The 16,695-nt window shown below is 65.7% G+C and carries 12 protein-coding genes and 1 tRNA gene; 7 read left to right on the top strand and 6 right to left on the bottom strand.

Annotated features, from left to right (window positions below; translation table 11 throughout):
- The first annotated feature begins 144 nt into the window (after window positions 1-144).
- Window positions 145-2,253 carry an ATP-dependent DNA helicase RecG gene (recG, locus tag ACVWW6_RS28685; protein WP_011087374.1) on the top strand — a complete coding sequence of 703 codons (2,109 nt, stop codon included), beginning with the start codon at window positions 145-147 and terminating at the stop codon, window positions 2,251-2,253.
- On the opposite strand, the gene panE is transcribed toward recG, so the two are convergent.
- From panE to glmS, 4 genes are all read right to left on the bottom strand, one after another.
- A complete protein-coding gene (gene panE / locus ACVWW6_RS28680; protein ID WP_456681772.1) occupies window positions 2,250-3,179 on the bottom strand; it encodes a 2-dehydropantoate 2-reductase in 930 nt (309 codons plus the stop codon). The genes recG and panE overlap by 4 nt on opposite strands.
- 235 nt (window positions 3,180-3,414) lie before the next feature.
- A complete protein-coding gene (locus tag ACVWW6_RS28675) occupies window positions 3,415-4,284 on the bottom strand; it encodes an NAD(P)-dependent oxidoreductase (RefSeq protein WP_060913094.1) in 870 nt (289 codons plus the stop codon).
- A gap of 105 nt (window positions 4,285-4,389) precedes the next feature.
- Entirely contained in the window at window positions 4,390-5,160 is a 771-nt protein-coding gene (locus ACVWW6_RS28670) for a DUF502 domain-containing protein (RefSeq protein ID WP_011087377.1), read from the bottom strand.
- Between the two features lie 79 nt (window positions 5,161-5,239).
- Window positions 5,240-7,066 carry a glutamine--fructose-6-phosphate transaminase (isomerizing) gene (glmS, locus tag ACVWW6_RS28665; RefSeq protein ID WP_456681771.1) on the bottom strand — a complete coding sequence of 609 codons (1,827 nt, stop codon included), beginning with the start codon at window positions 7,064-7,066 and terminating at the stop codon, window positions 5,240-5,242.
- Between the two features lie 220 nt (window positions 7,067-7,286).
- On the opposite strand from glmS, the gene ACVWW6_RS28660 reads away from it, so the two are divergent.
- The gene (locus tag ACVWW6_RS28660) at window positions 7,287-7,505 is read left to right on the top strand and encodes a hypothetical protein (protein ID WP_028173960.1); all 219 of its coding nucleotides are present in this window, start codon (window positions 7,287-7,289) and stop codon (window positions 7,503-7,505) included.
- 3 nt (window positions 7,506-7,508) lie between these two features.
- On the opposite strand, the gene glmU is transcribed toward ACVWW6_RS28660, so the two are convergent.
- Entirely contained in the window at window positions 7,509-8,864 is a 1,356-nt protein-coding gene (gene glmU, locus ACVWW6_RS28655) for a bifunctional UDP-N-acetylglucosamine diphosphorylase/glucosamine-1-phosphate N-acetyltransferase GlmU (protein WP_456681770.1), read from the bottom strand.
- A 173-nt stretch (window positions 8,865-9,037) separates the two neighbouring features.
- Between glmU and ACVWW6_RS28650 the strand changes: the two genes are divergently transcribed.
- The gene (locus ACVWW6_RS28650; RefSeq protein ID WP_304553527.1) at window positions 9,038-10,417 is read left to right on the top strand and encodes a hypothetical protein; all 1,380 of its coding nucleotides are present in this window, start codon (window positions 9,038-9,040) and stop codon (window positions 10,415-10,417) included.
- A gap of 114 nt (window positions 10,418-10,531) precedes the next feature.
- The gene (locus ACVWW6_RS28645; RefSeq protein WP_011087382.1) at window positions 10,532-10,912 is read left to right on the top strand and encodes a hypothetical protein; all 381 of its coding nucleotides are present in this window, start codon (window positions 10,532-10,534) and stop codon (window positions 10,910-10,912) included.
- On the opposite strand, the gene ACVWW6_RS28640 is transcribed toward ACVWW6_RS28645, so the two are convergent.
- Window positions 10,872-12,536: a glycoside hydrolase family 17 protein gene (locus ACVWW6_RS28640; RefSeq protein WP_011087383.1), complete on the bottom strand. Its 1,665-nt coding sequence runs from the start codon at window positions 12,534-12,536 to the stop codon at window positions 10,872-10,874. The two genes, ACVWW6_RS28645 and ACVWW6_RS28640, sit on opposite strands and share 41 nt — an antisense overlap.
- Window positions 12,537-12,759: 223 nt before the next feature.
- Between ACVWW6_RS28640 and ACVWW6_RS28635 the strand changes: the two genes are divergently transcribed.
- The 3 genes from ACVWW6_RS28635 to ACVWW6_RS28625 all read left to right on the top strand — a co-directional run bounded on the left by ACVWW6_RS28635 (window position 12,760) and on the right by ACVWW6_RS28625 (window position 16,649).
- The gene (locus ACVWW6_RS28635) at window positions 12,760-13,356 is read left to right on the top strand and encodes a hypothetical protein (RefSeq protein ID WP_011087384.1); all 597 of its coding nucleotides are present in this window, start codon (window positions 12,760-12,762) and stop codon (window positions 13,354-13,356) included.
- A 218-nt stretch (window positions 13,357-13,574) separates the two neighbouring features.
- Window positions 13,575-16,244, top strand: a complete 2,670-nt coding sequence (locus ACVWW6_RS28630; protein ID WP_161534886.1) for a glycosyltransferase — start codon at window positions 13,575-13,577, stop codon at window positions 16,242-16,244.
- 329 nt (window positions 16,245-16,573) lie between these two features.
- Window positions 16,574-16,649: transfer RNA gene (locus ACVWW6_RS28625), tRNA-Lys, on the top strand.
- The last annotated feature ends 46 nt before the right edge of the window (window positions 16,650-16,695 follow it).

Raw genomic sequence — 16,695 nt, 5'->3', positions numbered from 1 at the left:
TCAGCTCTTTGTTGTGGCACTGCCGTCTGCCAATTCGTCATGGCCGGGCTTTATCCCGGCCATCCCCGCAGAGCCGTGAAAAAAGACGTGGATGCACGGCATAAAGCCGGGCATGACGGGCCGAAACGATCCTAGATTCCCCCGATGCGCCCCAGCCTGCTCAATCCGCTGTTTGCTCCCGTGACCAGCCTGCCCGGCGTCGGTCCGAAGCAGGACAAGCTGCTGCAGTACCTGCTCAGCCGCAACGAGACGCCGCGGCTGGTCGATCTGTTGCTGCACCTGCCGAGCCAGGTCATCGACCGCCGCGCCCGGCCGAAGATTCGCGACGCCGTGCAGGGAACCATGGTGACGCTGGAGGTGACCGTCGACCGCCACCGCCCGCCCCCGCCGCGCAACGCGCGGGCGCCGTATCTGGTCTACGCCAGCGACGAGACCGGCGACGTCGTGCTGACCTTCTTCCGCGCCAAGCCCGGCTATGTCGAAAAGCTGCTGCCTGTGGGCGAGAAGCGCTACGTCTCCGGCACGCTCCAGATGTATGACGGCATCCCCCAGATCGTGCATCCCGACCGCGTGCTGGACGAGGAGGCGATTTCAAAACTCTCAGGGATCGACCCGGTCTATCCGCTGACGGAGGGCCTCGCGCTCGGCTCACTGCGCCGCGCAATCGCGCAAGCGCTTCAGAAATTGCCCGCCTTGCCGGAATGGATCAGCCCGGAGGTGATGCGCCGCTGCCACTTCCCGCCAATCGCGGAAGCCCTCACCCGCGTGCATCAGCCGGTCGAGCTCACGGACATTTTGCCCGATCGGCCGTTCTGGTCGCGCCTCGCCTTCGACGAACTGCTGGCCGGCCAGCTCGCGCTGGCCCTGATCCGCGCGCAATTGCGCCGCCCGGCAGGCATACGCAATGCCGGCGACGGGCATCTGCGCAACAAGATCATCGACGCCCTGCCCTATGCGTTGACGCTGTCCCAGCGCGACGCCGCCGCGGCGATCGCGAGCGATCTGCAACAGCCGGTGCGCATGCTGCGGCTGCTCCAGGGCGACGTCGGCTCCGGCAAGACCGTGGTCGCGCTGCTGGCGGCCGCAGCGGTGGCCGAAGTCGGCAAGCAGGCCGCGCTGATGGCGCCGACGGAAATTTTGGCGCGCCAGCACATCAAGACCATCGCGCCGCTCGCCGAGCGCGCGGGCTTGCGGGTCGCGATCCTCACCGGCCGAGAAAAAGGCAAAGAACGGCGCGAGATCATCGCCCAGCTTGCCGAGGGCGAGATCGACCTGCTCGTCGGCACCCATGCGCTGATCCAGGACGACGTGATCTTCCGGGACCTCGCGCTCGCCGTGGTCGACGAGCAGCACCGCTTTGGCGTGCGCGAACGGCTCGCGCTGACCTCGAAGGGCGAAGCCGTTGACGTGCTGGTGCTGAGCGCAACCCCGATCCCGCGCACGCTGGTGCTGACTTATTTCGGCGACATGGACATCAGCGAGCTCCGCGAAAAACCCGCCGGCCGCCAGCCGATCGAGACCCGCACCATCTCGATGAGCCGCCTCAACGAGGTCACGGATAGCATCGGCCGCGCGCTCCAGGCTGGCAAGCTGGTCTACTGGATCTGCCCGCTGGTCGAGGAATCCGAGGCCGAGGGCACCGAGCACCTCACCAATGCGACCAAACGTTTCGAGAATTTGCAGAAGCGTTTCGGCGACCGGGTCGGCCTCGTCCACGGCCAGATGAAGGGAACCGAGAAAGACCGCGTCATGGGCCAGTTCGCCGCCCACGAGATCGGGCTGCTGGTCGCGACCACCGTGGTCGAGGTCGGCGTCGACGTGCCGGCCGCCACCATCATGGTGATCGAGAACGCCGAACGCTTCGGCCTCGCCCAGCTCCACCAGCTGCGCGGCCGCATCGGACGCGGCTCGGAGGCCTCGACCTGCCTGCTGCTCTACTCCGAGCCACTCGGCGAGATGTCGAAGGCGCGGCTGAAGGTGATCCGCGAGACCACCGACGGTTTTCGTATCGCCGAGGAGGACCTCAAGCTGCGCGGCGAAGGCGACGTGCTGGGCGTGCGTCAGAGCGGCCTCCCCGGCTACCGCATCGCGCGCTCGGAGGTGCACGGCCAGCTCATCACCCAGGCCCGCGACGAGGCGCTACGCATCCTCAAGGACGATCCGAAGCTGAAGGGCGAGCGCGGCGAAGCGCTCAGGTGCCTGCTCTACCTCTATGAGCGCGATGAGGCGATCCCGCTGATCGGGGCGGGCTAGCCTGCTGCTCTTCGGCGCCCCACTTCGTAGGCCGCCACATGCGCGCGGGCGAGATCCAGCAGCGGTGTGTCGATGCCCAGCGCACGGGCACGATTGGCCATATCGCCGAGGATGTGCTCCGCCTCGGTGATCGAGCCGCGCTCGATATCGCGCAGCATCGAGGCCTTGAGCGGCGAGTCCAGGGTCGTGAAGAGTTTTCGGTCAAACTCGATGAACGGGGCGCGCGGCTCGAACCCCGAAGCCGTCGCAACGGTGCAGCATTCCGCGAATAACCGAAAGATAGACTGTTCGCCGTTCGGCACGGCCAGGATGTCTCCGATGCTTGCGCGCATCAGGCAGGTGATGCCGGCCAGCGTGCTGAGCTGGACGAATTTCTCCCACATGTCCTGCATGATCGCTTCGCTGGCGCGCACGTCGATACCGGGGACCTGGAGCAGTGCCTCCAACGCGAGCGCACGCTCGCTCAACGAACCCTTGATCTCACCAAACACAATCGTCTGATTGGCCATGAACTGAACGACACGACCATCCGCATCGAGGCCGGCACTGACGTTCGCGAGCCCGCCGAGGACGCGCGCCGCGCCGAACCGCGCGGTCAGAGCGTCGATATGTTTCAACCCGTTGAGTATCGGCAAAATCATCGTGTTGGCGCCAACTGCCGGCGCAAACTGGGCCATCGCATCGTCGAGCGAGTAGGATTTCACTCCGACGAGCACGACGTCGAACAGCTCCTTGAGATCGCCTGCCAGGATGATCTTCGGCTGCACGGCAAAGTCGCCGTGCGGGCTCACGACCTGCAATCCATCCCGCCGCAACTGCTCGGCCCGCGCGGGCCGCACCAGAAAGGTCACGTCGCCGCCGGCCCGGGCCAGGCAAGCTCCGTAATAACCTCCGAGCGCTCCTGCGCCGATCACCAGCACGCTCATTCGAACTCCCGTTGCAGAAGAACTGCTTCCGCAGAGACAATAACAGATGAGCCTCGCAATGACGACGTGGATAGAGCCGTTTCAGAAGACTTGCCCTTTCGCCGCGGCCGACTTCATGCAACCTTCCCGCCATGCGCTGACGTCCCGGTCGTGCGCCTGAAACGCGACCGGGACGTCCAGGAATTTTTGGATTCCGCGCCAATGGACGGCAAGTCAACGACGTGAGACCGGACGACTAGGCCTTCTTCTGCGCGATGCTCGCGGCGAACGCCTTCATCAGCCCGGCATCCACCGCCTCGCCTTTCGCGTCCTCGGCGAGGTGCTCGAACCAGCGCGCAAAGCCCTCGTAGATCTGGCTGGCCGGATGATCGGCGCCGAGGAAGCCGGAAATCTCCCGCATCTCCGCGACCCAGCGATAGGCCTTCGGGATCATGTCCGGCAGCGCGACTTCGAGCCGGGCCAGGACCGCGGGCTGGCTCAGCGCGAGCTCGTCGCGCAGCGCATCCGCGGCGCCCGCTTTCGTTGCCGCGATCACCATGGCCGAGCCGATGCCGGCCAGGCCCTTGACGATGCCGGCGTAGGACATCTTGAGCGCGGAAGCAGCGCCGACCGGGCCTTCGACGATCCTCACGTCGAGGCCGAGGTCCTTCAGAACAGCCACCTCGCCGGCGTGCTCGCCGGACATGTAGAAGGCCGGGCTCTTGCCGCCGGGCTGCGGCGGGAAGCCGATGATGCCGGCATCGACGAACGGCGCCTGCGCCGAGCCGATGATCTCCTCGATCCTGAGCACGGTGTCGACATTGACGGCGTTGCAATCGACAACGACCGGCTTCTTCGCGCGCCGGACGATCAGCGCGGCGAGGCGCTCGGCGAGTGCAACAGCCTCGCCCGGCGGCACGATCGAGAGGATGATGTCGGCCTCGGCGATCGCCTCGTCGTCCGCGCCGATCATGCCGGCATCCGCCGCACGTTTTTGCGTCGCTTCGCTTCGCCCCTTCAACGACGTCAGCACGCGCGCTCCGTTTTCGCTGAGGCGGCGGGCCACGGCGCTGCCCATGGCACCGGGCGCGAGGATCGCAATGGTTTTTGACGTCGTCTTGGACATCGTGCACTCCAGGTCGAACACCGAGCGATGCGCCCGATTCAACCGGAAGACTAGCAGACGACGCGAGGCCTGGCGTGATCGCGGCCATCCCGCAGGGGAATGGCCCTACTCCACCTTCGCAGGCTGGGGCTGGAGTGCCGACGCATTGGCGATGCGCGCGGCATTCGCCATGCCCGCGAGCGCCGCGGCCTTCTTCGGGTCGGGTGCCGCGCCCGGCTGCACCACGCCGGCCGACATGATCAGGGTCGCGGCATCCTCGGTGCTCATGTCGACCTCGACGATCTTGCTCTTGGGCACGTAGAAGAAGAAGCCCGTGGTCGGGTTCGGCGAGCACGGCAGGAACACCGAGACGTGCTCCTCCTGCCCGGGCAGGCTGCGCGCGACCTCTTCATTCGGCGACTGCGAGATCAGCACGATCGACCACATGCCCGGCGACGGAAACTCGACCAGGCCGACTTTGCGGAAGCTCGAGCCCTTGCCCGAGAACAGCGTCTCGAACACCTGCTTCAGACCGCGGTAGATGGCGCGCACCGCCGGGATGCGGCCGAGGAAGGTCTCGCCGACATCGACCAGCGTCCGGCCGATCAGGTTGGCCGCGAGGAAGCCGACCAGCGTCAGCGTGAAGAATGCGACAATCAGTCCCCAGCCGGGGACGACATACGGCAGATAGGTTTCCGGACGATAGGCCAGCGGCACGAACGGCCGCACCACGCCGTCGACCCAGGTGACGAACCACCAGACCAGATAGAGAGTGATTGCGATCGGCCCCGTCACCACGAGGCCGGTCAGGAAGTAGTTGCGGATGCGGCCCATCAGGCCGGTATGCGGTTCCGGGATGGGATCAAGCGGCGCAGGCGCGTCGTCGCGGGTGGTCATTCGGGTTCCAGGTCAGTCGCTGCACTCAAGCTAGGGTCTTCTAGCAGGTTTTGGAAGAGCGCAGCCTGATCCCTTCTGCCTATTCCACGGTCACCGATTTCGCGAGATTGCGCGGCTGGTCGACGTCGGTGCCCATGATGACGGCCGTATGATAGGCGAGCAGCTGCACCGGGACGGCATAGACCATCGGCGTGAACGCCGCCGCCATGTCGGGCATGACGATGGTGACGAGCGACTCGACGGTCGCCTCCTCCGCGCCCTTCGCGTCGGTCATCAGGATGATCTTGCCGCCGCGGGCGGCGACCTCCTGCATGTTCGACACCGTCTTCTCGAACACCCGGTCGTAGGGCGCGATGACGACGACCGGCATGGTCTCGTCGATCAGCGCGATCGGGCCGTGCTTCAGCTCGCCGGCGGCGTAGCCCTCGGCATGGATGTAGGAGATCTCCTTCAGCTTCAGCGCGCCTTCGAGCGCGAGCGGGAAGCTGGTGCCGCGGCCGAGATAGAGCACGTCGCGCGATTTCGCGATCTCGCGCGCCAGCTTCTCGATCTGAAGCTCCGTGGTGAGCGCATCCGACATCAGGCGCGGGATCTCGACGAGGCCGTGGACGAGCTTGGTCTCGTCCTCGTCGGACAATTCGCCTCTAGCCTTGCCGGCCGCGATCGCAAGGTTCGCGAGCACCATGAGCTGGCAGGTGAAGGCCTTGGTCGAGGCGACCCCGATCTCGGGTCCGGCCAGCGTCGGCAGCACCGTCTCGCTCTCGCGCGCAATCGTGGAGGTCGGCACGTTGACGACGGCCACCGTGTGCACGCCCTCGGCCTTGGCATAGCGCAGTGCGGCCAGCGTATCGGCGGTCTCGCCCGATTGCGAGATGAAGATGGCGAGATCGCCCTTGCGCAAGGGCGCCTCGCGGTAGCGGAATTCGGAGGCGACGTCGACCTCGACCGGCAGGCGCGCGAAGCGCTCGAACCAGTATTTGGCGACGAAGCCGGCATAGCTCGCGGTGCCGCAGGCGGTGATGTTGATGCGCTGGATGTTCTTGAAGTCGAACGGCAGCTTGACCGGCAGCGAGACGCGCTCGGTCGCCATGTCGACGTAGCGCGCCAGCGTATGGCCGACCACTTCCGGCTGCTCGTGGATCTCCTTGGCCATGAAGTGGCGGTAATTGGCCTTGTCCACCAGCGAGGTCGAGGCGGCGTGCTTGATCTTCTCGCGCTGGACCGCGTGGCCGTCCTTGTCGAAAATCGTGGCGCTCTTGCGGGTCAGCACCACCCAGTCGCCGTCCTCGAGATAGCTGATCGTGTCGGTGAACGGGCCGAGCGCGATGGCGTCGGAGCCGAGATACATCTCGCCGTCGCCATAGCCGATCGCGAGCGGCGGGCCGTTGCGGGCGCCGATCATCAGATCGTTGTCGCCGGCGAAGATGAAGCCGAGCGCAAACGCGCCGCGCAGCCGCGCCAGCGCCAGCTTCACCGCCTCGACCGGCTTGTTGCCGCGCGTGAGCAGGTCGTCGACGAGATGCAGCACGATCTCGGTGTCGGTCTCGGTGTGAAACACCGTGCCGTTCTTCTCGAGCTCCTCGCGCAGCTCGCGGAAATTCTCGATGATGCCGTTGTGGACCACGGCGACGCGCTCGGTCGCATGCGGATGGGCGTTGTTGACGGTCGGTTTGCCGTGGGTGGCCCAGCGGGTGTGACCGATGCCGGTCGTGCCCTTCAGCGGCTCGGCTTCCAGCCGCTTCTCCAGATTCTTCAGCTTGCCCTCGGCGCGGCGGCGCTCGAGATGCCTGCCTTCGAGCGTGGCGACGCCCGCGGAATCGTAGCCGCGATATTCAAGACGTTTGAGCGAATCCACCAATTGCTCTGCAACCGGTTCGCGCCCGAGAATGCCGACAATCCCGCACATGCGGATCAATATCCCCCAAATCGTCGAAAAATCGCCAAAACGACGCGCTCAGTTTTTAGCGAAGTTCCTAAGGTACCAGATACTCAATAATTATTGCTGATTGAGACAGCATTCGACGGCGCCATTGCCCGGCCTGCGTCGATGTGGCCGGCCTTTAACCCCGCGCGTTAACTTGTTGTCAACAAGTTTGACCAACGATTCCGGTCAGGAGAACAAGGCCATGAAAGGCTCATCCGACCGCAAAGGTCTGTCGTCGTTGTATCTGCGTGCCAGCGAGACCACGGGCACGCACCTCGCCCATTGGCCGCCGCCCCAGCGCGGCAAGGAAAGCAAGCCCGTCTTCACCAAGCACCCGCAGGGCGAGCCGGCCAAGCGCGCCAAGCCGCGCGGCTGGCGCCTGACCCGCGCGATCTTCTCCGAATTCGCCGACGACGAATAGCGCTCACTTCTCCTGCTTCTTGCCGCGCGTCTTCATCTCGCGATAGCGCGCCGCGCCACCTTCCCTGATGGTCTGCTGGTTGCGCTCGAGCGCCATCGCGTCGTCGGGCACGTCGCGCGTGATCACCGAGCCGGAGCCGATATAGGCGCCGTTGCCGATCTTCACCGGCGCCACCAGCGAGGAGTTGGTGCCGACGAAGGCGCCTTGCCCAATGATGGTCTTGTGCTTCTTGAAGCCGTCGTAGTTGCAGGTGATGGTGCCGGCGCCGATGTTGGAATTGGCGCCGACGGTGGCGTCCCCAATGTATGAGAGATGGTTGACCTTGACGCCGGCCTCCAGCGTCGCCGCCTTGGTCTCCACGAAATTGCCGATCCGCGCACCGTCGCCGAGCGAGGTGCCGGGCCTGAGCCGCGCATAGGGTCCGATCGAGACGTTCCTGCCGAGCGTGGTCTCGACGATGTGCGAGAAGGAGTGGATCACCGTGCCGTCGGCGATCGAGACGCCCGGGCCGATCACCACGAACGGCTCGATGGTGACGTCCTTGCCGAACACGGTGTCGGCGGACAGATAAACGGTCTCGGGCGCAATCAGCGTCACGCCGGCCTCCATCGCCGCCTTGCGCAAGCGCGCCTGCATCACGCTTTCGGCTTCCGCGAGCTGCGCCTTGGTGTTGATGCCGCGCACCTCGTCCTCGCTGGTCTCGATCACCACGGACTCCCATCCCTGTTCGCGGACGATCTCGACCGCATCCGTCAGATAATATTCGCCCTTGGAATTCGCATTGCCGATTTTATCCAGGATCGCGAGCGCGCGGCGCCCGTCGATCGCCATCACGCCGGCGTTGCACAGATCGATCTTGCGCTCGTCCGCGCTGGCATCGGCCTGCTCGCGGATCGCGACCAGGCGGTCGCCCTCGACGATGAAGCGGCCATAGCCGGCGGGGTCCGCGGCGCGGAAGCCGAGCGCGGCGAGCGCGGCGCCGTTCGCCAGCGGCGCGCGCAGACGCGCAAAGGTCGCGGCCGAAATCAGCGGCGTGTCACCGAAGGCGATCAAGAGGTCGTCCACGCCGCGCGCGATCGCCTCGCGCGCTGCCAGCACCGCATGCGCGGTGCCGAGCCGTTCGGCTTGCACGAAAGTGAGCGCATCGGGGCGGATGCGCCTCGCCTCATCGGCAACCGCCTGATGATCCGGGCCGATCACGACGGCGAGCGAGGTGCCGGTTCCATTGGGAGCGGCGGTGAGCACATGGGCGAGCAGCGTCTGGTGAGCGACGGGATGCAGCACTTTCGGCAGGTGTGAGCGCATGCGCGTGCCTTCGCCGGCGGCAAGCACGATCGTGAGGCTGGAGCGGGCGGTCATCGAGATCCTGTCAGATACGGCCGAATCAACTGGCGCGGCAGGCGGCAGGCCGCCCTCATGCTGCCCGCCTTGCTACCCCCGCAAACGCCCGGAATTCAAGTGCGACACGCTTTTCCTGTTAATGTTCCCTGATTGATTCGGGGAAGCTGAACGGGGCTGGGCACTTAACGTTCATGGCAAAGGATTCCGACCCACTGGCGGATGCCTTCGGCACCAAGGAGACTGGCGGGCTGTTCTCCGGACTTCTGGCCGAGGAAAGCGCGTTCGACCGCCGCATGATGTGGCGGCTGGGCTCCTGGGGCGTTGCGGCCGTCGGCGCCGTCGTCATCGCGGTGATGGCCAACCAGGCCCAGCTCGGCTGGCGGCGCGACCAGGTGGCGTCCGCCGATCTCGTGCGCCAGGCCGACCGGCTCCAGCTACTGACCAGGGAAAGCCAGAACGAGGCGCGCCGCCTCGCCGCCGCCGTCGAGACACTGAACGCTGATCGCGACCGGCTCTATTCGCGCGTCACCGTGCTCGAGCAGGGGCTCGATTCCGTCACCGGCGCCATCGCCAGGCAGACCGCGAAGCCGCAGGACACGCCGGCGCCCGACGCGCAGCCTGCGGCGCCCAGCGTCGCGCCGGTCGCCTCGATGCCATCTCCATCCAGCGACAAGCCGCGCGCGGCAGCCGCAAAGGAGCAGGCGAAGGAGCCGACCAAAGACACAGTGAAGGAGACTGCGAAGGAGCCGTCGAGCCAGCCGCCGCAGAGCGCGGCCGCGGCCTCCCTCGTGCAGCAGTCGCCGGCGACGACATCGGCGCTGCCGATGCTTCCGCTGGTGCCCTCCAAGTCGATCATGGCACCGCCTGATCCCGCCGCGTCGAAATTGACTCAGCCCGAGACGACTGAAAAGACAACCGAGAAGACCGCCGAGAAGAAGCCCGAGCCGACACCCGCCCCGACCGAAATCGCAGCCGCATCAGCCAAGCCGCCGGAGGCAACCGAAAGCGAGGCTCCCGCGATCGCGGTTCAGCAAACGCGCTTTGCGATCGATCTCGGCGGCGCCAACTCGATCGATGGCCTGCGCGCGCTCTGGCGCGGCGTGACCAAATCGAATCCGGAAGTTGCCACGCTGCGGCCGATCATCATGATCAAGGAAGGCACCACCGGCCTCGGCATGCAGCTGCGACTGGGCGCCGGCCCGCTGATCAACGCGGCCGCCGCAGCAAAGCTCTGCGCGGGTCTCGCCGAGAACGACCGTCACTGCGAGACCACCGTGTTCGACGGCCAGCGGCTATCGATGCGCGGCGGTTCGGAGAAGGGACAAGAAAAGTCTCAGGACCGGATTCAGGAAAAGAACGCCGAGAAGAATCCGGATGCGGCGCCGCAAGCCGAGACCGCACCTGCGCCCGCCCCCACAGCCAAGCCGGACAAGCGCCGCCGCAGCTATTCCTCAAAGCGCTCGTCGAAGCGCGAGGAGCCCGCGCCTGCACCTGCGGCGCAGCCGGCAGCACCGGCCAAGCCGGAGACGGCCTCGGCGGGATCGACGTTGTCGTCGTTCTTCAGGCGGTAGGGAATGGTCGTGCCGATTGGATCGGCTGGCTAACCAGTAACGGCTTGCGAGCGACGGACAGAAAAGTTGGTCGCCCCTGTTGCCCCCTCCCGTCATCCCGACCATATTGCGCGCATGACAAAAAAGCCCTTCCGCCTCACGCCCTACCAGGTGCAGTTCCTGATCGTTGTCGGCTTCGTAGCCGTCGGTTATGCGATCTATCTGCGCTATCTCGGCATCGAGAACTCGAACGTCGGACTTGCCTGCGACGCCGGCTTGCAGACCCTAATGTGCAAGGCTCGTTCGGTCTCGACCGTACTGTTCAAGAATTCGGTGTTCGGCATCGTCGCGCTGGTGGTGGCGACGCTGAACCTGATGCGGCCGTCGATCGTGCTGCTCACCGTCGGCGTTGTCGCCGCCGGCCTCGGCATCGTGCTCTACAATGTCGTGCTGTCGGGCCTCGCGATCGGCCTGCTCATTCTTGGCTTTGCTCGGCCCGCGCCCGCCACAGCGTGAGCGCGAACAAGAGATACATCGCGCAGGTCCACAGCGACTGCCAGTTGTCGCGGCCTTCGTTGAAGAGCACATAGGCGGCCGACAGCGCGAGCACGCCTGCGAACACCGCTTCCGCGATCGGACGCACGCCGATCTGCGGCCGGTTCAGCATCAGGATCGCGAACGGCACCACCGCCATCGTCAGCGCGGCGTAGGGGAAGTCGTGGTAGCGCGGGTCGAACACGAAGGCGAGCGCGGTCTGTGCCGCGATCACCGCCGTCACCGCCAGCGTGAGGCCGAGCACGGCGGTGAGCTTTGACCATTTCCGCCCCTCGCTCGGGCCGAGCAGATCAAGGAAGGTCGGCAGGCTGCGGCCGATCACCAGCGCCTGCGCGCAGAAGATCGGCGACAGGATGCCGGCGGCGAGCAGCGCACCCCAGTGCAGCCAGCCGCCCCAGCCGTAGCTCTCATAGTACACCTTGTCGGCGCCGACCCCGAGCAGGACGCCTGCCGTGGTCGCCGAGATGGCGACGCCGAGCCAGGTCGAGAAGCGCGGCGTCCAGGGCCGCCGGCGCAGCGTGATGATAGCGACCGCGAACACCAGCGCGCAAAGGCCCATACCCGCGCCCATGTACCATTTCCAGTACGGGAAATTGCTGATCGGCTCGCCCGGCGGATATTTCAGGTTCCGGCGCACGGAGTCATAGAGACCCCAATAGCCGCCCGCGGTACCTTCCAGCTTGCGCTTCCACGGCTGGTCGTAGGACTCGATCAGGTTGACGCGGAACTTCTGCGCCTTCGCAAGGCTCAGGATTTCAGAGACCACGCGCGCCTGGTTGGTGCGCGACGGCAGCGCGCCCTCGCGCATGCGCCCTTCGCTCGGCCAGCCGGTTTCGCCGATCAGGATTTCCTTGCCCGGAAACGCCACCGCCATGCGCTCGCGGATCTGTTCGACATGGGCAGCCGCGAATTTCGCGCGCACCGGAACGTCTTCCCAATAGGGCAGGATGTGGATCGTCACGAAGTCGACGGCCTCGTAGACTTCGCGATTCCTCAGCCAGAACTCCCAGACATCGGCATAGGTGACGGGCACGCGAACCTGCACCTTCACCGCGCGGATGAAGGAGACGAGGTCGGCCGTCGTCATCTCGCCGCGCAGCAGCACCTCGTTGCCAACGATGACCGAGGTGATGATGTCGGGGTATTCCTTCGTGAGGCGAACGGCGAGCGCGACCTGCTCAAAATTCTTGGCGCGGTTGCTGGAGAGCCAGATCCCCTGGAGCACCTTGAGCCCGCCGACCTTGGCGGCGATCGCCGGAACCTGGTCGAGCCCGTTCTCCATCGAATAGGTGCGGACGCAGTCGGTGATCTCCTTGAGCTGGCGCAGGTCCTGCTCGATCTGGTCGGCCTCGATATGGGTCCATGCGTTCAGCGGCGACTGCTCGCCGCGGAACGGCGCGTAGGAGACGCACTGAACCTTGTCGGCGGGGTCGATCGGGGCGCGCGCGAGCGTGATTGGCGTGGCCAGCCACCACCACACGGCAGCAATCGCACCCAGTGAAACGAGCAGAAGCGCCAGTGGCGTACGAAGTGAAATCGGTTCCGTCCTCCGCGAAGCGCCGTCGATTACCTGCTCGCGCGCCATCTGCCAAGGGGGTGGTTCGGAGCGGATCCCTCCCTCCCCCAAGGAATTTACCTGCGGCCGTTCGACAGAGGCCTAGGATCGTGACTTTGCTGGACAAAATTCGAAATACAGGTCATGCAACTGGCCGGGAATTTTCCGCCGCATTGGAGACCCATTTGGACGCCATCACCGACGCGTCCGCGGGATCCTGACGCGGGCGGTCAGCGGAGAAGTTGGGGAATTCATGCGGCAACGGGTGCGTCAGTCACGAAATGCGGTCCTGCGGCAGTTCGCCGCCACCTTGGCCGTCTCCTCTCTTCTGGCCTTGGCTGGTCTCGCTGGCGCCTCCGCCCAGAGCGGCACGCCCGCCCCCGATCAGGGCAAAGCCGCCGCCCAGCCCGCCGACGCCGCCGCCAAGGATGCCGCCCAGAACCAGCGCCGCACCGACGAGTTCGCCGAAGCCGCCCAGGTCATCAACGGCCCGGCCGGCAACCCCGAGTGCGTCTGGCTCGGCCGGCGCGTGGTGCGGCTAATGTGGCGGGATGACCTCGATACCGCGTTCCGCCATCTCGACCTCTACGACCGCTTCGGCTGCCCCGGCGGCCACATCCAGGCCGCCTTCCGCTGCCTGACCCGCTTCGGCGGCCAGATCGATCCCAAGGTCGCCGAGACCCTGGACAGCCGTGTGCACGCCTGCTGGATCAATCCGGCCTCCCAGCCGCAGCAGGCGGCGGCCGCGGCATCCCAGCCGGCAGCGCCGACATCAGGCAACGCGCAGGCCCCGCAGCCCGCCGCGAGCCCCGCGCCTGCGGCAAGCCCGACACCGGCGCCCCAGAAATAGCAGCGGGTCGCTTCAGCCTCCGTTCATGAACGACCGGCCATAGAAACGATTGGCACTGCGACGCGTTCTTCGAAAAAGGACATGCCCTCATAAGGACATGAGGCCATGACAGTTGTGAAACCGCGCGGCAGAGATATGCTCCATTTGCCGCGGACTCGGTCGGATCTCGGGGTCAGATCCGCTTCCCTGCCACCCCAGCCCCTTTTGGTTTAGCCGCGATGCGCGTTGTCGCCGCCGTTCTGTTGCTTGTGTCCGCACTTCACGCTGGGCTGTGGGGAGTCTTGCGCGACAAGGAACCCGCGCCCGACTTCAGGAGTCTGCTCCCCAGCGTCTCCTACGCGCCGTTCGAAGGCTCGGCCCATCCCGACATCGACAACATCCCGACCGTCGAGAAAATCCGCGCCGACCTGAAGACGCTGTCGACGATGACGCGCGCGATCCGCCTCTATTCGTCCACCGGCGGCGTGGAGCTGGTGCCGGCGATCGCGGCCGAGTTCGGTCTCAAGGTCACCGTCGGCGCCTGGATCGACAAGGACAAGGATCGCAACGAGCGCGAGATCAAGGCCGCCATCGAGCTTGCCCGCAAGAACAGCAACGTCGTCGGCGTCGTTGTCGGCAACGAGGTGATCTACCGCGGCGAGCAGAAGGTCGAAGACCTCATCGACATGATCAAGAAGGTCAAGGGCTCGGTCCGCGTGCCGGTCACGACCGGCGAGATCTGGAACATCTGGCGCGACAATCCGGACCTTGCCTCCAACGTCGATTTCATCGCCGCGCACGTGCTGCCCTATTGGGAAAACTTCCGCTCGGACCAGGCGGTCGACCAGGCCGTCGACCGCTACAACCTGTTGCGGAACCTGTTCCCCGGCAAACGCATCGTGATCGCCGAGTTCGGCTGGCCGAGCCAGGGCTACAACTTGCGCAACGCCGACCCCGGTCCGTTCCAGCAGGCGCTGACCTTGCGCAACTTCGTCAGCCGCGCCGAAGCCATCGGCATGGAATACAACATCGTCGAAGCGATCGATCAGCCCTGGAAGTTCTTCGAAGGCGGCGTCGGTCCGTACTGGGGCATCCTCAACGCCAGCCGCGAGCCGAAATTCGCCTGGACCGGCCCGGTGGAGAACCCTGATTACTGGAAGCTGATGACGATCGCGCTGCTGGTCGGCGTCCTCTTGTCGCTTCCGATCCTGCGGCTGCAGCAGCCGACCGCCAGGCAGGCGTTCCTGCTGTCGGCGACCGCCAACGGCGTCGGCGCCTGGGCCGCCACCGTGTTCGCGTTCTGGAACGGGCACTATTTCATCTTCGGCTCGGCCTTCGCGCTGACGCTCGGCATGATCCTGCTTGTTCCGCTGGTGCTGATCGCGATGGCGCGCATCGACGAGATCGCGGCCGTCGCCTTCGGCCGGCCGCCGCAGCGGCTGCTCGCCAAGAGCAAGCCGGTCGAGAACGTTCCCGAAAATTACTACCCGAAGGTCTCGATCCACATCCCGGCCTACTTCGAGCCGGTCGAGATGCTCAAGCAGACGCTCGATGCGCTGTCGCGGCTGAACTACCCGAACTACGAATGCGTGGTCATCATCAACAACACGCCGGATCCCGCCTTCTGGCAGCCGATCCAGGACCACTGCCGCGCGCTCGGCGAACGCTTCAAGTTCATCAACGCCGAGAAGGTGCAGGGCTTCAAGGCCGGCGCGCTGCGCATCGCGATGGACCGCACCGCCGTCGATGCCGAGATCATCGGCATCCTCGATGCCGACTATGTCGTCGATCCCGACTGGCTGAAGGACCTCGTGCCGGCTTTCGCCGACCCGCGCGTCGGCCTGGTGCAGGCTCCGCAGGAACATCGCGACGGCGACCTGTCGATCATGCACTACATCATGAACGGCGAATATGCCGGCTTCTTCGACATCGGCATGGTCCAGCGCAACGAGGCCAACGCCATCATCGTGCACGGCACGATGTGCCTGATCCGCCGCGCCGCGATGGACATGGCCGGCGGCTGGTCGAGCGACACGATCTGCGAGGATAGCGATCTCGGCCTTGCGATCCAGGAGCTCGGTTGGGTCACGCATTACACCAACCACCGCTACGGCCAGGGCCTCTTGCCCGACACCTACGAGGCCTTCAAGAAGCAGCGTCACCGCTGGGCCTATGGCGGCCTCCAGATCGTGAAGAAGCACTGGCGGCACTTCCTGCCCGGCCGGAGCCGGCTGACGCCGGACCAGAAGCGCGAATACGGCCTCGGCTGGCTGAACTGGCTGGGAGCCGAAAGCCTCGGCGTGGTCGTGGCGCTGCTCAACCTCGTCTGGGTGCCGATCGTTGCCTTTGCCGACATCGCCATCCCCGACAAGATCCTGACGCTGCCGATCATCGGCGCCTTCGTCGTCTCGCTGGCGCATTTCCTATCGATGTACCGGGCGCGCGTCGCGATCAAACCCGGCCAGATGCTGGGCGCGATGATCGCCGCGATGAGCGTGCAGTGGACGGTGTCGCGCGCGGTCGCGCAGGGACTGATCACCGAGCACATCGCCTTCGCGCGCACCTCCAAGGGCGGCCTGTCCAGGATGTCGATCGAGTTCCAGGCGTTCTGGGAGGCCGTGATCGGCGCCCTGCTCCTGATCGGCGCCGGCGTGCTGATCGCCTCCAACAGTTTCCGGCAGATCACCGAGATCTACATCTTCGCCGGCGTGCTGGTGCTGCAAAGCCTGCCGTTCCTGGCCGCGGTCGCCATCGCGATCCTCGAGCTCAGCCGCATCAACTCGTTCCAGTTCTGGCGCGACAGCGCGATCCGCACCGCCGAGCTGATTGGCCTGCGCCCGGTCGCGCTGCCGACCCCCGCCGGCACGCCGCAAGCCGTGCCGAACGAGGTCAGGCGCGAGGCGAACTGACGGCCGGATGGCTTCTCGGCGCGGGCGCAACCTCCGCGCCGCCAAGCCACAGGCAGCGTTCGGAGTGGATAGCGGGCCGCCAATCGGGTTGAAAATTCCGGCTTAAGCTGCGGACACCGCGAGCAAATCCCCGCTCCTGCCAAGAGTTGCGGCAGCCACCCGCGCTATTGACCTCAGCAGCCACTCACCCTACACAGCGCGGGCCGAAAGCATGATCCGGAAACAGCCGGTTTTTCCCCGCGACGCGAGCTTCAGCGCAGCGGCAAGACATGCTTCTCGAATGTCCGAAGACGATGGCGATCGATCTTGAAAGCCATCCGCGGCCATGGGAGCGCGTAGCTCAGCCGGTAGAGCACGTGACTTTTAATCACGGGGTCCTGGGTTCGAGCCCCAGCGCGCTCACCAAATAACAGAAGTCTTATCAACGTCTTAGATTATACCCGAAACGTTC

This window comes from Bradyrhizobium sp. USDA 3311 (genome assembly GCF_054062495.1).
The sequence above is the reverse complement of the archived record's forward strand: the minus strand, read 5'-3'. Positions and strand labels throughout refer to the sequence as shown.